Raw genomic sequence first — 17,502 nt, 5'->3', positions numbered from 1 at the left:
ATGCAGCACCGATAGGATTGCGGAGAAAGTAGATGAGCGCGCTCTATATGATTGTCGGCACCCTGGTAGCGCTGGGCGTGCTGGTCACCTTCCACGAGTTCGGCCATTTCTGGGTCGCACGTCGCTGTGGGGTCAAAGTGCTGCGTTTCTCCGTGGGCTTCGGCATGCCGCTGCTGCGCTGGCACGACAGCAAAGGCACTGAATTCGTGGTTGCCGCCATCCCGCTGGGTGGCTACGTGAAAATGCTCGACGAGCGCGAAGGTGAGGTGCCGGCCGATCAGCTCGATCACGCCTTCAATCGCAAGTCCGTCCGTCAGCGCGTTGCTATCGTGGCAGCCGGTCCGATTGCCAACTTTCTATTGGCGATGGTGTTTTTCTGGGCATTGGCAATGCTGGGCAGCGAGCAGGTGCGCCCGGTTATCGGCGCGGTCGAATCCGGCAGTATCGCCTCCAGGGCAGGTTTGAGTCCGGGGCAGGAAATTATTGCCATCGATGGCGAGCCCACTTCCGGCTGGGCTGCGGTGAACCTGCAACTGGTCCGCCGCCTGGGCGAGAGCGGTTCCCTGCAAGTGCTGGTCCGCGAACAGGGCTCCACCGTGGATTCGCCTCGTGAGCTGGTGCTGGACAAGTGGCTCAAGGGGGCTAACGAGCCGGATCCTATTCACTCGCTGGGTATTCGCCCCTGGCGTCCGGCATTGCCGCCGGTGCTGGCCGAAATTGATCCGAAAGGGCCGGCGAAGGCTGCGGGTTTGAAGGCTGGAGACCGCCTGTTGACCTTTGATGGCAAGGCACTGGATGACTGGCAGCAAGTAGTCGACATCGTCCGTTTGCATCCGGATACCAAAATCATGCTGCGCGTTGAGCGCGACGGTGCTCAAATCGACGTCCCTGTGACGCTGGCCGCGCGCGGCGAGAGCAAGGCACCCACTGGCTATCTGGGCGCAGGGGTGAAAGCGGTCGATTGGCCACCAGAGATGATTCGCGAAGTCAGTTACGGTCCGGTGGCCGCGATTGGGGAGGGTGCCCGACGCACCTGGACCATGAGCGTACTGACCCTCGACTCGCTCAAGAAAATGTTGTTCGGCGAGCTCTCGGTAAAAAACTTGAGTGGACCGATAACCATTGCTAAAGTGGCGGGCGCTTCTGCCCAGTCGGGCATCGCTGATTTCCTGAATTTCCTTGCTTATCTGAGTATTAGCCTGGGTGTTCTGAATTTGCTGCCCATTCCTGTACTGGATGGGGGGCATTTGTTGTTTTATCTGATCGAGTGGGCGCGTGGTCGTCCCTTGTCGGATCGGGTGCAAGGTTGGGGGATACAGATCGGTATCAGTTTGGTGGTCGGGGTGATGTTGCTTGCTCTGGTCAATGATCTGGGTCGACTGTAACGCTTCGCTGAATTGCGAATCTGCCGCATTTTGCGGCAGTTTTTATTGCCAGTTGGAATAAGAAAGGACTTCATGAAACGTCTGCTGCTAACTGCGGTTCTCACCGTATTGATGATCGCCGAAGTTCACGCCGAGTCCTTCACTATCTCTGATATTCGCGTCAATGGCCTCCAGCGGGTCTCCGCGGGTAGTGTCTTTGGTGCCTTGCCGTTGAACGTCGGCGAGCAGGCGGATGATCGTCGCCTGGTGGAATCCACTCGTGCGCTGTTCAAAACCGGGTTCTTTCAAGATATCCAGCTGGGCCGTGAAGGCAACGTCCTGGTCATTACTGTAGTCGAGCGTCCGTCGGTCGCCAGTATCGAGATCGAAGGCAACAAGGCGATCTCCACTGAAGACCTGATGAAGGGCCTCAAACAGTCCGGTCTGGCCGAAGGCGAGATCTTCCAGCGCGCGACCCTCGAAGGTGTGCGTAACGAGCTGCAGCGTCAATACGTCGCTCAGGGCCGCTACTCGGCTACCGTCGACACCGAAGTGGTGCCGCAGCCGCGTAACCGCGTTGCCCTGAAGGTCAACATCAACGAAGGTACCGTAGCGGCGATCCAGCACATCAACGTGGTGGGCAACACTGTCTTTCCTGATGAAGACCTGATCGACCTGTTCGAACTCAAGACCAGCAACTGGCTGTCGTTCTTCAAGAACGATGACAAGTACGCTCGTGAAAAGCTCTCCGGTGACCTGGAGCGTCTGCGTTCCTATTACCTGGACCGTGGCTATATCAATATGGATATCGCTTCGACCCAGGTGTCCATCACCCCGGACAAGAAACACGTCTATATCACCGTCAACGTCAACGAAGGCGAGAAGTACACCGTTCGTGACGTGAAACTCAGCGGCGACCTGAAAGTGCCTGAAGACCAGGTCAAGTCCCTGCTGCTGGTTCAGAAAGGCCAGGTGTTCTCGCGCAAGCTGATGACCACCACCTCCGAACTGATTACCCGCCGCCTGGGTAACGAGGGTTACACCTTCGCTAACGTCAACGGCGTGCCTCAGCCTCACGATGAAGACCACACGGTCGATATCACATTCGCTGTCGATCCGGGCAAGCGTGCTTACGTGAACCGCATCAACTTCCGTGGCAACACCAAGTCCGAAGACGAAGTGCTGCGCCGTGAAATGCGTCAGATGGAGGGCGGCTGGGCTTCGACCTACCTGATCGACCAATCCAAGACCCGCCTGGAACGTCTGGGCTTCTTCAAGGAAGTCAACGTCGAGACGCCGGCCGTGCCGGGTGTCGATGATCAGGTTGACGTGAACTACAGCGTTGAAGAGCAGGCTTCCGGTTCGATTACCGCCAGCGTTGGTTTCGCCCAGAGCGCCGGTCTGATCCTTGGTGGTTCGATCACTCAGAACAACTTCCTGGGTACCGGTAACAAGGTCAGCATCGGCTTGACTCGCAGTCAGTATCAAAGCCGTTATAACTTCGGTTATGTCGACCCCTACTGGACAGCTGACGGTGTGAGCCTGGGTTACAACGCTTTCTATCGTACGACCGACTACAAAGACCTCGATGTCAACGTAGCCAGCTACGCCGTAGACAGCCTGGGCGCAGGTGTCAACGTTGGTTATCCGATCAGCGAGACTTCGCGTCTGACGTTTGGTTTGTCTGCACAACAAGACAAGATCAAGACGGGTCTTTACACCGTCGACGAAATCTTCGACTTCGTTAACAAGGAAGGTGATCAGTACCTCAACTTCAAGGCATCGGCCGGTTGGTCTGAATCCACCTTGAACAAAGGGGTACTGGCGACCCGTGGTCACTCCCAGAGCTTGACTGCGGAAGCCACGACACCGGGCAGCGACTTGTCGTTCTTCAAGCTCGATTATCGCGGTCAATTGTTCCAGCCGTTGTCTGAAAACTACACCATGCGCCTCCACACCGAGCTGGGCTATGGCGATGGTTATGGTTCGACCGACGGCTTGCCGTTCTATGAAAACTATTACGCCGGTGGTTTCAACTCGGTTCGTGGCTTCAAGGACAGCACCCTGGGGCCTCGTAGTACGCCGAGCCGGGGCGTGAACCCGGGCACCGCAACCGACCCGGACCAGGATCCACTGCCGTTTGGTGGTAACGTCCTGATTCAGGGTGGTGTAGAAGTTCTATTCCCTATGCCGTTCGTGAAAGATCAGCGTTCCTTGCGCACTTCGGTATTCTGGGACGTGGGTAATGTGTTCGATTCGACTTGCAAGCAGAGCACCAACGCCGATGGTTCCAAGTCCAACACTCAGTGTAACGACGTCAGCCTGAGCAACATGGCCAGTTCGGTGGGTGTCGGTGTGACATGGGTTACCGCCCTTGGTCCGTTGAGCTTCGCCTTGGCGATGCCAGTCAAAAAACCGGACAGCAATGCCGAGACTCAAGTGTTCCAATTCTCCCTCGGCCAGACGTTCTAAGCGTCTGACCCAAGATAATGACAATGGATTTTGTAGGAGTGCATCGTGCGTAAGTTGACTCAATTGGTTCTCCTGGCGACCGTGCTGGTTGCAGGTCCGGCTTTTGCCGACATGAAAATCGCCGTTCTGAACTATCAGATGGCACTGCTGGAATCCGATGCGGCGAAGAAATACGCCGTGGATGCCGAGAAAAAATTCGGCCCGCAACTGACCAAGCTCAAGAGCCTGGAAAGCAGCGCCAAGGGTATCCAGGACCGTCTGATGGCCGGTGGCGACAAGATGCAGCAAGGCGAGCGTGAACGTCTGGAGCTCGAGTTCAAGCAAAAGGCCCGTGATTTCCAGTTCCAGTCCAAGGAGCTGAACGAAGCCAAAGCCGTTGCCGACCGTGAAATGCTGAAGCAGCTCAAGCCGAAACTGGACAGCGCTGTGGAAGAAGTCATCAAGAAAGGTGCTTATGACCTGGTCTTCGAGCGTGGCGCAGTGATTGATGTCAAGCCTCAGTACGACATCACTCGCCAGGTTATCGAGCGCATGAATCAGCTGAAGTAACCCATGACAGCGACTATAAAGCTCGGCCAGTTGGCCGAGTTCCTCGGCGCCACCTTACGTGGCGACCCGGAGAAAGAAATTACTGGGCTGGCCACTTTGCAAGAGGCTGGCCCAGCTCAGTTGAGCTTTCTGGCAAATCCTCAATACCGTAAATACCTGGCTGACAGTCAGGCCGCAGCCGTGCTGCTGAAGGCCGCTGACGCTGAAGGTTTTGTCGGTGATGCGCTGGTGGTGGCTGATCCATATCTGTCTTATGCGCGCATTTCCCACCTGTTCGATCCCAAGCCCAAGGCGCCGGCCGGTATTCATCCGACAGCGGTAGTGGCAGCGGATGCGGTGGTCGATCCGGCGGCGAGCATCGGTGCCTTTGCGGTCATCGAAAGTGCAGCGCGCATTGGCGCCGGTGTGACCGTTGGTGCGCATTGCTTCATCGGTGCACGCTGCGAAATTGGCGAGGGCGGCTGGTTGGCCCCGCGCGTCACGCTGTATCACGACGTGCGCATCGGCAAACGGGTGGTGATTCAATCCGGTGCCGTGCTCGGTGGTGAAGGCTTCGGTTTTGCCAACGAGAAAGGTATCTGGCAGAAAATTGCCCAGATCGGCGGCGTCTCGATCGGAGACGACGTGGAAATAGGCGTAAATACCGCTATCGATCGTGGCGCGCTGGCCGATACCGTCATTGGTAATGGTGTGAAGCTCGACAATCAGATTCAGATTGCCCACAACGTCCAGGTTGGTGACCACACGGCCATGGCCGCGTGCGTGGGAATTTCCGGCAGCACCAAAATCGGCAAGCATTGCATGCTTGCCGGTGGCGTAGGGCTGGTGGGGCATATCGACATTTGCGACAACGTTTTCCTGACCGGGATGACCATGGTGACCCACTCGATTACCGAGCCGGGCTCCTATTCTTCCGGTACGGCGATGCAACCGGCAGCCGAATGGCGCAAAAGCGCGGCACGTATCCGTCAGCTCGATGACATCGCGCGACGTCTGCGACAGCTGGAAAAGCGTGTAGGGGACGTGACCCCTGACGGTAATGCTTCATCAGATGGCTGATACCATTTCCATATCAAGTGTGCACAGCCGCTAGACTGCCTCCCTTGATTTGCTAGAGGAGTGCGCGTCAGTCGCGCGCTCCCAATCTTTACATAGGCTTCCCCCCGAAATGATGGACATCAACGAGATTCGCGAATACCTGCCTCACCGTTACCCGTTCCTGCTGGTGGACCGGGTCGTGGATCTGGATGTGGAAGGCAAGCGCATTCGCGCCTACAAGAATGTCAGCATCAACGAACCGTTCTTCAATGGTCACTTCCCTGCGCATCCAATCATGCCGGGCGTACTGATCATCGAAGCGATGGCTCAGGCTGCCGGGATCCTTGGTTTCAAAATGCTCGACGTGAAACCGGCCGATGGCACGCTTTACTACTTCGTCGGCTCCGACAAACTGCGCTTCCGTCAGCCGGTGCTGCCGGGCGATCAATTGATCCTTGAAGCCAAGTTCATCAGCTGCAAGCGTCAGATCTGGAAGTTCGAATGCCAGGCTTCGGTCGATGGCAAGCCAGTCTGCTCCGCTGAAATCATCTGTGCGGAACGCAAACTATGAGTTTGATTGACCCTCGCGCAATCATCGATCCGACGGCCATCCTGGCCGACGACGTCGAAGTCGGCCCTTGGTCGATTGTCGGCGCAGGTGTGGAAATCGGCGAGGGGACAGTGATCGGGCCGCATGTGATTCTCAAGGGCCCGACCCGAATCGGTAAGCACAACCGCATCTACCAGTTTTCTTCGGTAGGTGAGGACACGCCCGATCTGAAATACAAGGGCGAGGAAACCCGTCTGGTCATCGGTGACCACAACGTCATCCGTGAAGGCGTGACGATTCACCGCGGGACCATTCAGGACCGTTCGGAAACGACCCTGGGCGATCACAACCTGATCATGGCCTATGCCCACATCGGTCACGACAGCGTTATCGGCAATCATTGCATCCTGGTCAACAACACCGCGTTGGCAGGGCATGTGCACGTTGAAGACTGGGCGATCCTGTCCGGCTTCACCCTGGTTCACCAGTATTGCCACATTGGCGCCCACAGCTTTTCCGGCATGGGCACTGCCATTGGCAAAGACGTTCCTGCGTACGTCACGGTATTCGGCAACCCCGCTGAAGCTCGCAGCATGAACTTCGAAGGCATGCGCCGTCGCGGCTTCAGCGAAGAGGCGATCCACGCGCTGCGTCGTGCCTACAAGGTGGTTTACCGCCAGGGCCTGACAGTCGAGCAAGCGCTCGCCGAGCTGGCCGAACCCTCGCTGCAGTTCCCGGAAGTCGCGGTGTTCCGTGATTCCATCCAGTCTTCGACCCGCGGCATCACCCGCTAATCATGGCCAATCTGCGTATTGCGCTGGTGGCGGGTGAGGCTTCCGGTGACATTCTGGGTGCGGGTCTCATGCGTGCGCTCAAGGCACAGCATCCGGCGGTCGAGTTCATTGGTGTCGGCGGTCCGCTGATGCAGGCCGAAGGCCTGACCTCGTATTTCCCGATGGAACGCCTTTCTGTCATGGGGCTGGTGGAAGTGCTGGGCCGTTTGCGCGAGCTGTTGGCCCGTCGCAAGAAACTGGTTGCGGACCTGATCGCCGCGAAGCCGGACGTGTTCATCGGTATCGATGCCCCGGACTTCAACCTCAATATCGAACTCAAGCTGCGTCAGGCCGGGATCAAGACCGTGCATTACGTCAGCCCGTCGGTCTGGGCCTGGCGACAGAAGCGGGTGCTGAAGATTCGCGAAGGTTGCGACCTGATGCTGACGCTGTTCCCGTTCGAAGCTAAATTTTATGAAGAGAAGGGCGTGCCGGTACGGTTTGTCGGGCATTCCCTGGCCGATGCGATCCCGCTTGAGGCCGATCGCACCGCCGCGCGGGCCGAACTCGGTTTCCCGGAAGGGCCGTTGGTTGCCCTGATGCCGGGTAGTCGTGGCGGTGAAGTCGGGCGCCTCGGTGCGTTGTTCCTCGACACCGCCCAGCGCCTGCGGGCCATGCGTCCGGGCGTGCGATTCGTCATGCCGTGCGCCAGTCCGGAGCGTCGGGCCCAGTTGGAAGAGTTGCTGGCTGGTCGCGATCTGCCGCTGACCTTGCTCGACGGCAAATCCCATCTGGCGCTGGCGGCGTGCGACGCGGTATTGATCGCTTCGGGCACCGCGACCCTGGAAGCATTGCTGTACAAGCGGCCGATGGTGGTCGCTTATCGCCTGGCACCGCTGACGTTCTGGATTCTCAAACGGATGGTGAAGAGTCCCTACGTCTCGTTGCCGAATTTGCTGGCCCAGCGCCTGCTGGTGCCAGAGTTGTTGCAGGACGATGCGACAGTCGAAGCCCTGGCCCAGACTCTGTCGCCGCTGATCGAAGGTGGCGAGGAGCAGACCCGAGGCTTTGACGAAATCCACCGAACCCTGCGACTGGACGCCTCCAATCAGGCAGCGGACGCGGTACTGAACCTGATTGGCAGAGCATAATGAGCAAAGCAAGCAAGCAGCTGGGCCTGGATTTTATGCTGGTCGATGAAGTTGAAGATCTGGTGGCAGGTGTCGATGAAGTCGGTCGCGGCCCGCTGTGCGGTGCCGTGGTGACCGCCGCGGTGATCCTTGATCCGAGCCGGCCGATTCTCGGCCTCAACGATTCGAAGAAACTCACCGAAGCCCGCCGCGAAAAACTCTACGACGAAATCTGCGAAAAAGCCCTGAGCTGGTGCATTGCTCGCGCCGAAGTCGAAGAAATTGACGAGTTGAACATCCTTCATGCCACCATGCTGGCCATGCAGCGCGCGGTCGAGGGCCTGCACATTCAGCCGAAGCTGGCGATGATCGACGGCAACCGTTGCCCGAAACTCTCGATGCGCGCCGAAGCGGTGGTGCAAGGCGACAGCAAAGTGCCGGCCATCGCTGCGGCGTCAATTCTGGCCAAGGTCAGCCGTGATCGTGAAATGGCGGCGTTCGAACTGATTTACCCGGGTTACGGCATCGGTGGCCACAAAGGCTACCCGACGCCCGTTCATCTGGAGGCGCTGACGCGTCTGGGGCCGACACCGATTCACCGCCGCTCGTTCGCCCCGGTACGCCTGGCGTATGAAGCGCGGGAAAACCTGATCGAGGGTTAGTCGCAGGCTGATGTTTTACTCAAGGCCCGGTACAATCCGGGCCTTGTTGTCTTCACGTTTCTAGTTTCTAGACAGGATCACTATGCCGGCTTCATTCGTTCATCTACGCCTGCACACTGAATATTCCCTGGTCGACGGTCTGGTGCGGATCAAACCGCTGGTCAAGACCCTGGTCGGCATGAACATGCCTGCCGTGGCGGTCACTGACCAGAACAACATGTGTTCCCTGGTCAAATTCTATAAAGCCGCCATGGGCGCCGGGATCAAGCCGATTTGTGGCGCCGACCTGTGGCTGTCGAACAAGGATCCGGACAACCCCTTGAGCCGGATCAGCCTGCTGGCGATGAACGCCACAGGTTATCGCAACCTCACCGAACTGATCTCCCGTGGTTTCATCGACGGCCAGCGCAATGGTTCGATCATCATAGAGCGCGAGTGGGTGGCCGAAGCCAGCGAAGGCTTGATCATGCTGTCGGCGGCGAAAGAGGGCGAAATCGGCCTGGCGATGCTCGGCGGCAACCCGGACGAAGCCGAAACCCTGGCTCGCGAGTGGATGGCGGTGTTCCCGGATCGTTTCTATCTGGAAGTCCAGCGCACCAACCGCCCCAACGACGAAGAACAACTGCACGGCGCCGTGGCCCTGGCCGAGAAAATCGGCGCGCCGCTGGTGGCGACCAACGACGTGCGCTTCATCAAGCAGGAAGACTTCGAAGCCCACGAAACCCGCGTTTGCATCGGTGAAGGCCGCGCCCTCGACGATCCGCGGCGTTCGAAGAATTACAGCGATCAGCAATACCTCAAAAGCGCCGAGGAAATGGCCGAGCTGTTCAGCGACCTGCCTGAGGCGCTGGAGAACACAGTCGAGATCGCCAAGCGCTGCAACATCGAAGTGAAGCTGGGCAAGCACTTCCTGCCCAACTTCCCTATTCCCGATGGCATGACCATCGACGAGTACTTCCGCAAGGTTTCCTTCGACGGTCTGGAAGAACGCCTCAGCGTTCTGCTGCCCAAGGACACCACCGAAGACTACGAAGCCAAGCGCCAAGTCTATGTCGACCGGCTGAATTTCGAGCTGGATATCATCATCCAGATGGGCTTCCCCGGTTACTTCCTGATCGTGATGGACTTTATCCAGTGGGCCAAGAACAACGGCGTACCGGTGGGGCCTGGCCGTGGGTCGGGTGCCGGGTCGCTGGTGGCCTATGTGCAGAAGATCACTGACCTTGACCCGCTGGAATATGACCTGCTGTTCGAACGTTTCCTTAACCCGGAACGGGTTTCCATGCCCGACTTCGACGTCGACTTCTGCATGGACGGTCGCGACCGCGTGATCGATTACGTGGCCGAGAAATACGGCCGTAACGCGGTAAGCCAGATCATCACCTTCGGTTCCATGGCGGCCAAGGCTGTGGTCCGTGACGTGGCGCGGGTGCAGGGCAAGTCCTACGGCCTGGCGGATCGTCTGTCGAAGATGATTCCGTTCGAAGTCGGCATGACCCTGGAAAAAGCCTACGAACAGGAAGAAATCCTGCGCGACTTCATCAAGGTCGATGAAGAAGCCGCGGAAATCTGGGAAATGGCGCGCAAGCTCGAAGGCGTTGTGCGTAACGTCGGTAAACACGCCGGTGGTGTGGTGATTGCGCCGACCAAGCTGACCGACTTCTCGCCGATCTATTGCGACGAAGCGGGCGACGGTCTGGTAACTCAGTTCGACAAGGATGACGTTGAGGCTGCCGGTCTGGTGAAGTTCGACTTCCTGGGACTTCGGACCCTGACGATCATCGACTGGGCGCTGAAAACCATCAACCGCGACCGCGCCAAGGTCAACGAACCGCCGCTGGACATCGCGTTCATCCCGCTGGACGACAAACCGACTTACACGCTGCTGCAAAAAGCCGAAACCACCGCGGTGTTCCAGCTCGAGTCACGCGGCATGAAAGAGCTGATCAAAAAGCTCAAGCCCGACTGCCTGGAAGACTTGATCGCACTGGTGGCCCTGTTCCGTCCGGGCCCGCTGCAATCGGGCATGGTGGACGACTTCATCAACCGTAAGCACGGTCGCGCCGAACTCGCGTACCCGCACTCGGACTACCAGTACGACGGCCTCAAGCCGGTATTGGCGCCGACTTACGGCATCATCCTGTATCAGGAACAGGTGATGCAGATTGCCCAGGTCATGGCCGGTTACACCCTCGGCGGCGCGGACATGCTGCGTCGAGCCATGGGTAAGAAAAAACCCGAAGAAATGGCCAAGCAGCGCGGCGGTTTCATTGAAGGTTGCGCCACCAACAATATCGACGCTGACCTTGCCGGTAACATTTTCGACCTGGTAGAAAAATTCGCCGGTTACGGTTTCAACAAATCCCACTCCGCTGCCTACGGCCTGGTGTCGTACCAGACCGCGTGGCTGAAAGCCCACTATCCGGCGCCGTTCATGGCCGCGGTACTGTCGGCGGATATGCACAACACCGACAAGGTCGTGACCTTGATCGAAGAAGTGCGGACCATGAAGCTGCGCCTCGACGCGCCAGACGTGAACACCTCGGAGTTCAAGTTCACGGTGAACGACGAAGGCCGCATCATTTACGGTTTGGGCGCGATCAAGGGCGTGGGCGAAGGCCCGGTCGAAGCGATTACCGAGGCGCGGCAAGACGGGCCGTTCAAGGACCTGTTCGATTTTTGCGCGCGGGTCGACCTCAAGCGTATTAACAAACGCACCCTCGACGGCTTGATCCGCAGTGGTGCCCTGGACCGCCTAGGCCCGTATTTCCACGATGAGCAGAAAGCCTATCAGGCCAACATCGACCGCAACCGCGCGGTGTTGTTGACGGCCATGGAAGAGGCGATCAAGGCGGCCGAACAAACCGCTCGTACCCACGACAGTGGGCATGCCGATCTGTTTGGCGGTCTGTTCGTTGAAGAAGATGCCGACGTCTACGCCAATCACCGCAAGGCCAAGGAGCTGACCCTCAAGGAACGCCTGAAAGGCGAGAAAGATACCTTGGGCCTGTACCTCACCGGCCACCCGATCGACGAATACGAAGGCGAGATCCGTCGCTTCGCCCGTCAGCGCATCATCGACCTGAAGCCGGCTCGCGACACGCAAACGGTCGCGGGCATGATCATCGCCCTGCGAGTGATGAAGAACAAAAAGGGCGACAAGATGGGCTTCATCACCCTCGACGACCGCTCCGGGCGGATCGAAGCCTCGTTGTTCGCCGATGCGTTCCATTCCGCACAGTCGTTGTTGCAGACCGATGCGATGGTGGTGGTCGAAGGCGAAGTCAGCAACGACGACTTCTCCGGTGGCCTGCGGTTGCGGGTCAAGCGGGTGATGAGCATGGAAGATGCGCGCACCAACCTGGCCGAAAGCCTGCGCCTGAAGTTGCATGCAAAGGATCTCAAGGGCGATCAGCTACGCTGGTTGGGCGAGTTGTTGAAGCGTCATCGCGGTGCGTGCCCGATCACCATGGACTACACCAGCCCCGATGCGAAGGCCTTGTTGCAGTTTGGCGAGACCTGGCGGATCGACCCGGCGGATGCCTTGATTCAAGCCCTGCGTGACCAGTTCGGGCGAGACAACGTCTTCCTCCAATACCGTTGACGGTCAGGCGCCATTCCTTACCATGGGAACGCGCCTGATCCCGACCCGAATTTTTAATCTCGACCTGAACGCGCCTGTCCCTTAAGGTAGGGCGCGAATAGACAACCGGCCGGCCCAAGCTCTCTTGGACGCGACCCTAGACGGACGCCTATGAACCCGAATTTTCTAGATTTCGAACAGCCGATCGCCGACCTGCAAGCCAAGATCGAAGAGTTGCGCTTGGTCGGTAATGACAATTCGCTGAATATCGGCGATGAGATCTCCCGCCTACAGGACAAGAGCAGCACGCTGACCGAAGACATCTTCGGCAAGCTGACCAGCTGGCAGATCGCGCGTCTGGCGCGTCACCCGAAACGTCCGTACACCCTGGACTACATCGAACACATCTTCACCGAGTTCGATGAGTTGCACGGCGACCGTCACTTCTCCGACGACGCTGCCATCGTTGGCGGTGTTGCCCGTCTGGACGACCAACCGGTGATGGTTATCGGTCACCAGAAAGGTCGCGAAGTGCGCGAGAAGGTTCGCCGCAACTTCGGCATGCCGCGCCCTGAGGGCTACCGCAAGGCGTGCCGCCTGATGGAAATGGCCGAGCGTTTCAAAATGCCGATCCTGACCTTCATCGACACCCCGGGCGCTTACCCTGGCATCGACGCCGAAGAGCGCAACCAGAGCGAAGCGATTGCCTGGAACCTGCGCGTCATGGCTCGCCTGAAAACCCCAATCATCGCCACCGTGATCGGTGAGGGTGGTTCTGGTGGTGCGCTGGCGATTGGCGTCTGCGATCAGCTGAACATGCTGCAATATTCGACCTACGCGGTGATTTCGCCGGAAGGTTGCGCCTCGATTCTGTGGAAAACTTCCGAGAAAGCCCCGGATGCCGCTGAAGCGATGGGCATCACTGCCGAGCGTCTGAAGGGCCTGGGCATCGTCGATAAAGTGATCGGCGAGCCGTTGGGCGGCGCTCATCGTGATCCGGCCGCTGCCGCTGCCTCGATCCGCGCCGAGCTGAGCTCGCAACTGGCGATGTTGAAGAAGTTCGACAACGACGCGCTGCTGGCCCGTCGTTACGAGCGTCTGATGAGCTACGGTCTCTGATCTGATCGCGCTATAGCCTTGTGGGAAGAGCCGGGCGACGTTCGTCTGCTCGCGATTGCGGTATAACAATCAACAAATATGTTGAATGTTAAGCAGCCTTCGCGAGCAGGCTCGCTCCCACAATGGGTCTATGTGAAGCGACTGACGTCTATGAGCCCTAAGAAGATTGATCTGCCAGCCAGGCTTCTCCATGGGCTGGTTCCGTGGCGTAACGCCACAACCTGGCGAATCGCCTTCTCCGGTGGTCTCGATTCCACCGTCCTGCTGCACCTTCTCGCACACCTCGCAAAAACCGAATCCTTGCCGGCGTTGACCGCCATTCACGTCCACCACGGCCTGCAGGCTGCGGCTGATGCGTGGCCGGAACATTGTCAGTCGGTCTGTGATGCGTTGGGTGTACCGCTGGAGGTTGTGCGTGTTCAGGTTGAGCGCGGCGCGAGCCTCGAGCGTGCGGCGCGGGATGCGCGTTACGGCGCCTTCATCGCGGCGACTCACGCCGGTGAAGTACTGCTCACAGGTCAGCACCGTGACGATCAAGCGGAAACCCTATTGTTTCGGCTGATGCGCGGGGCAGGGGTGAGAGGTTTGTCGGGGATGCCGAGTGAGCGTCCTTTGGGGCGTGGGCATCTGCTGCGACCACTGCTTGATGTCACTCGCGCCGAGCTTGAGGCCTACGCCACTGAATATCAGCTGAACTGGATCGAAGATCCGTCGAATCAGGACCGGCAGTTCTCGCGCAATTACCTGCGTCATCAGGTGTTCCCCGTGTTGACCGCGCGCTGGCCGCAAGCAGTGGCGATCATGGCTCGCAGCGCTGCGCATCTGAGTGAGGCGCAGGGGTTGCTCGACGATCTGGCGCAAATTGATCTGGCCCAGGCCGGCACCGACAGTGATTTCGATTGGCTGGGGTTGCCGTCGCTGGAGCTGGCGCCCCTGGAAAAGCTATCTGATGCACGCCAGCGCAATGCGCTGAGTCATTGGCTCAAACCGCTGACGTCTTTGCCGGACAGTGACCATTGGTCGGGTTGGCAGGATTTGCGCGATGCGACTGGCGACGCACGTCCGGTCTGGCGATTGGCGGCGGGCGAACTGCATCGCGCTGGTGGGCGTCTCTGGTGGTTGTCAGGTGGATGGTTGCGCACTCCGCCATCCCCGGTGTCCTGGGCTGACCCCGCGGTATTGCTGGCGTTACCGGATAATGGCGTGCTCACACTCACCGGCCAGATCCCCGATGGCCCGTTGCAGATCCGCTATCGTGAGGGCGGCGAAGTCATGAGTTTGCCCGATCGCGGTCACCGTGACTTGAAGCGTTTGCTTAACGAAAGCGGTGTGCCGGGCTTCGCCCGTGGCAGATTGCCGCTGGTCTACAGGGGCCAGCAATTGCTGGCGGTGGCGAACCTGCGGGGGCTGAATGGCAGTGAGCGCAGTGGCTGGTATTTGCATTGGCAGCCGCCGATCGAAGATCAAGGTTTGAGCTGAAAGGGGCTTTCCGGTAGACTACGCTCCCTTCTTGATACAACTTCTGTGGATTCGCCTGAATCGCAGGAGTTGCCGATTACCAAGCAGTCTTTGCTGGGCGATTCCAAAAAATGTGTAGCGAGCAACCTACCGGTGTTTCATCTTCCGGTCTGTCCCAACGCGGCGGTTTTTTTGAAAGGTGCACTGTGATTAATGCAGGTGATCGGGGGCTTCGGCCTTCCTTCGCTTTCCCCGGCGGCTCGGACCGCTTTAACGCAGACTTCTAGGGTTTTTCATGACGCGCTACATATTCGTCACGGGCGGTGTTGTTTCTTCATTGGGGAAAGGCATTGCCTCGGCTTCATTGGCGGCCATCCTGGAGGCGCGGGGACTTAAGGTCACCATGCTGAAGCTGGACCCGTACATCAACGTTGACCCGGGCACCATGAGCCCGTTCCAGCACGGTGAAGTGTTCGTCACCCACGACGGCGCCGAGACCGACCTGGACCTGGGCCACTACGAGCGGTTCATCCGCACGACCATGACCCAGAACAACAACTTCACCACTGGCCGTGTCTACGAACACGTCCTGCGCAAAGAGCGCCGTGGTGATTACCTGGGCGCAACCATTCAGGTGATCCCGCACATCACCGACGAAATCAAGCGCCGGATCATCAAGGGCGCTGGCGATGCCGACGTGGCCATGGTCGAGATCGGTGGCACCGTGGGTGACATCGAGTCGCAACCGTTCCTCGAGGCGATCCGTCAATTGCGTTTCGAAGTCGGCGCCAAGCGCGCGATGCTGATGCACCTGACACTGGTGCCGTACATCGCCACTGCCGGCGAAACCAAAACCAAGCCAACCCAGCACTCGGTCAAGGAACTGCGTTCCATTGGCCTGCAGCCTGACGTGCTGGTGTGCCGCTCCGATCACCCGATCGACATTTCTTCGCGTCGCAAGATCGCGCAGTTCACCAACGTTGAAGAGCGTGCGGTGATTGCGCTGGAAGACGCCGACACCATCTACAAGATCCCGGGCATTCTGCACTCCCAGGGCCTGGATGATTTCGTCGTCGAGCGTTTCGGCCTGCAATGCGACAGCGCCGATCTGTCCGAGTGGGAAGCGGTGGTTGATGCCAAGCTGAACCCGGAGCACGAAGTCACCATCGCCATGGTCGGCAAGTACATGGAACTGCTGGACGCCTACAAGTCGCTGATCGAGGCGATGAGTCACGCCGGCATCAGCAACCGCACCAAGGTCAACCTGCGCTACATCGATTCCGAAGACATCGAAAACCAGGGCACCGCGCTGCTGGAAGGCGTCGACGCGATTCTGGTACCGGGCGGCTTCGGTCTGCGTGGTGTTGAAGGCAAGATCACTGCTGTTCAATACGCTCGCGAAAACAAGGTTCCATACCTGGGTATCTGCCTGGGCATGCAAGTGGCCGTTATCGAGTTCGCTCGTAACGTCATGGGCTGGAAAGATGCCAACTCCACTGAGTTCGATCGCACCAGCGGTCACCCGGTGGTCGGTCTGATCACCGAGTGGGAAGATGCCACCGGCGCCGTCGAAATCCGTACCGAATCGTCCGATCTGGGTGGCACCATGCGCCTTGGCGCTCAGGACTGCCTGCTTGAGCCAGGTTCCCTGGTGCACGATTGCTACGCCAAGGATGTGATCGTCGAGCGTCACCGTCATCGCTACGAAGTGAACAACAACCTGCTGCCGCAAATCATCGAGGCCGGCCTGAAAATCTCCGGTCGTTCCGGTGATGGCGCGCTGGTTGAAGTGGTTGAAGCACCGGATCACCCATGGTTCGTCGCTTGCCAGTTCCACCCAGAGTTCACCTCGACGCCACGCGACGGTCACCCGTTGTTCAGCGGTTTCGTTAAAGCCGCTTTGGCTCAACACCAGAAGAAGGCGTAATCCTGATGGCGCAGAAGATCATCCGCGTAGGCGATATCGAGATTGCCAACGACAAGCCAATGGTGCTGTTCGGTGGCATGAACGTGCTGGAAAGCCGTGACATGGCGATGCAGGTCTGCGAAGAGTACGTAAAGGTCACCGAAAAACTCGGTATCCCTTACGTGTTCAAGGCCAGTTTCGACAAGGCGAACCGTTCTTCTGTGACCTCTTATCGTGGCCCCGGGCTGGAAGAGGGCATGCGGATTTTCCAGGACATCAAGCAAGCCTTTGGCGTACCGATCATCACCGACGTCCACGAGCCTGATCAGGCCGCGGTCGTCGCTGAAGTCTGCGACATCATCCAGTTGCCGGCCTTCCTGTCGCGCCAGACCGATCTCGTGGTCGCGATGGCCAAGACCGGCGCGGTGATCAACATCAAGAAAGCCCAGTTCCTCGCGCCCCAGGAAATGAAACACATCCTGAACAAATGCGTGGAAGCCGGTAACGATCAGTTGATTCTCTGCGAGCGTGGTTCGAGCTTCGGCTACAACAATCTCGTGGTCGACATGCTCGGCTTCGGCATCATGAAGCAGTTCGAATACCCGGTGTTCTTCGACGTGACCCACGCGCTGCAAATGCCCGGCGGTCGCTCCGATTCCGCCGGTGGTCGTCGTGCCCAGGTCACTGACCTGGCCAAGGCCGGCATGAGCCAGTCGCTGGCCGGGCTGTTCCTCGAAGCCCACCCGGACCCGGACAACGCCAAATGCGACGGCCCTTGCGCCCTGCGTCTGGACAAACTGGAGCCATTCCTGGCCCAGCTCAAAGCACTGGACGAACTGGTGAAGAGTTTTCCGACGGTAGAAACCGCGTAAACCTCAATTCTCCGGTAAAGTACCGC

Annotated in this window: 13 protein-coding genes; all 13 read left to right on the top strand. The window is 58.8% G+C overall.

Going from position 1 to position 17,502, the window contains the following annotated elements:
* The first annotated feature begins 32 nt into the window (after positions 1-32).
* The 13 genes from rseP (at position 33) to kdsA (ending at position 17,476) form a co-directional block, all read left to right on the top strand.
* Entirely contained in the window at positions 33-1,385 is a 1,353-nt protein-coding gene (gene rseP / locus F475_RS16040; protein WP_064620049.1) for a sigma E protease regulator RseP, read from the top strand.
* Positions 1,386-1,457: 72 nt separating this feature from the next.
* Positions 1,458-3,836 (top strand): outer membrane protein assembly factor BamA, encoded by a 2,379-nt coding sequence (gene bamA / locus F475_RS16035; protein WP_018927013.1) that lies wholly within the window; start codon positions 1,458-1,460, stop codon positions 3,834-3,836.
* Positions 3,837-3,881: 45 nt separating this feature from the next.
* Positions 3,882-4,385 (top strand): OmpH family outer membrane protein, encoded by a 504-nt coding sequence (locus F475_RS16030; protein ID WP_007940508.1) that lies wholly within the window; start codon positions 3,882-3,884, stop codon positions 4,383-4,385.
* A gap of 3 nt (positions 4,386-4,388) precedes the next feature.
* Positions 4,389-5,444, top strand: coding sequence for a UDP-3-O-(3-hydroxymyristoyl)glucosamine N-acyltransferase (gene lpxD, locus F475_RS16025; RefSeq protein ID WP_018927012.1), 1,056 nt, complete (start codon positions 4,389-4,391; stop codon positions 5,442-5,444).
* Positions 5,445-5,553: 109 nt separating this feature from the next.
* Positions 5,554-5,994: a 3-hydroxyacyl-ACP dehydratase FabZ gene (gene fabZ / locus F475_RS16020; RefSeq protein ID WP_007940511.1), complete on the top strand. Its 441-nt coding sequence runs from the start codon at positions 5,554-5,556 to the stop codon at positions 5,992-5,994.
* Complete coding sequence (gene lpxA / locus F475_RS16015) at positions 5,991-6,767, top strand: acyl-ACP--UDP-N-acetylglucosamine O-acyltransferase (protein ID WP_018927011.1); 777 nt, start codon at positions 5,991-5,993, stop codon at positions 6,765-6,767. Before fabZ ends, lpxA begins: the two co-directional genes overlap by 4 nt.
* Positions 6,768-6,769: 2 nt before the next feature.
* Positions 6,770-7,897: a lipid-A-disaccharide synthase gene (gene lpxB / locus F475_RS16010; protein ID WP_111454279.1), complete on the top strand. Its 1,128-nt coding sequence runs from the start codon at positions 6,770-6,772 to the stop codon at positions 7,895-7,897.
* Complete coding sequence (gene rnhB / locus F475_RS16005) at positions 7,897-8,538, top strand: ribonuclease HII (RefSeq protein ID WP_018927009.1); 642 nt, start codon at positions 7,897-7,899, stop codon at positions 8,536-8,538. Before lpxB ends, rnhB begins: the two co-directional genes overlap by 1 nt.
* A gap of 82 nt (positions 8,539-8,620) precedes the next feature.
* Positions 8,621-12,142 carry a DNA polymerase III subunit alpha gene (gene dnaE / locus F475_RS16000; protein WP_018927008.1) on the top strand — a complete coding sequence of 1,174 codons (3,522 nt, stop codon included), beginning with the start codon at positions 8,621-8,623 and terminating at the stop codon, positions 12,140-12,142.
* Positions 12,143-12,292: 150 nt separating this feature from the next.
* Positions 12,293-13,240 (top strand): acetyl-CoA carboxylase carboxyltransferase subunit alpha, encoded by a 948-nt coding sequence (locus tag F475_RS15995; protein WP_018927007.1) that lies wholly within the window; start codon positions 12,293-12,295, stop codon positions 13,238-13,240.
* A 150-nt stretch (positions 13,241-13,390) separates the two neighbouring features.
* Entirely contained in the window at positions 13,391-14,719 is a 1,329-nt protein-coding gene (tilS, locus tag F475_RS15990; protein ID WP_111454278.1) for a tRNA lysidine(34) synthetase TilS, read from the top strand.
* Between the two features lie 274 nt (positions 14,720-14,993).
* Positions 14,994-16,625 carry a CTP synthase gene (locus tag F475_RS15985; protein WP_026286489.1) on the top strand — a complete coding sequence of 544 codons (1,632 nt, stop codon included), beginning with the start codon at positions 14,994-14,996 and terminating at the stop codon, positions 16,623-16,625.
* A gap of 5 nt (positions 16,626-16,630) precedes the next feature.
* On the top strand, positions 16,631-17,476 hold the full coding sequence (gene kdsA, locus F475_RS15980) for a 3-deoxy-8-phosphooctulonate synthase (RefSeq protein WP_015093773.1): 846 nt from the start codon (positions 16,631-16,633) through the stop codon (positions 17,474-17,476).
* Positions 17,477-17,502 lie beyond the last annotated feature (26 nt).

The sequence above is a fragment of the Pseudomonas sp. URMO17WK12:I6 genome (assembly GCF_003253625.1).
Classification (GTDB): Bacteria; Pseudomonadota; Gammaproteobacteria; order Pseudomonadales; family Pseudomonadaceae; genus Aquipseudomonas.
This window is presented reverse-complemented; position numbering and strand designations above follow the sequence as displayed.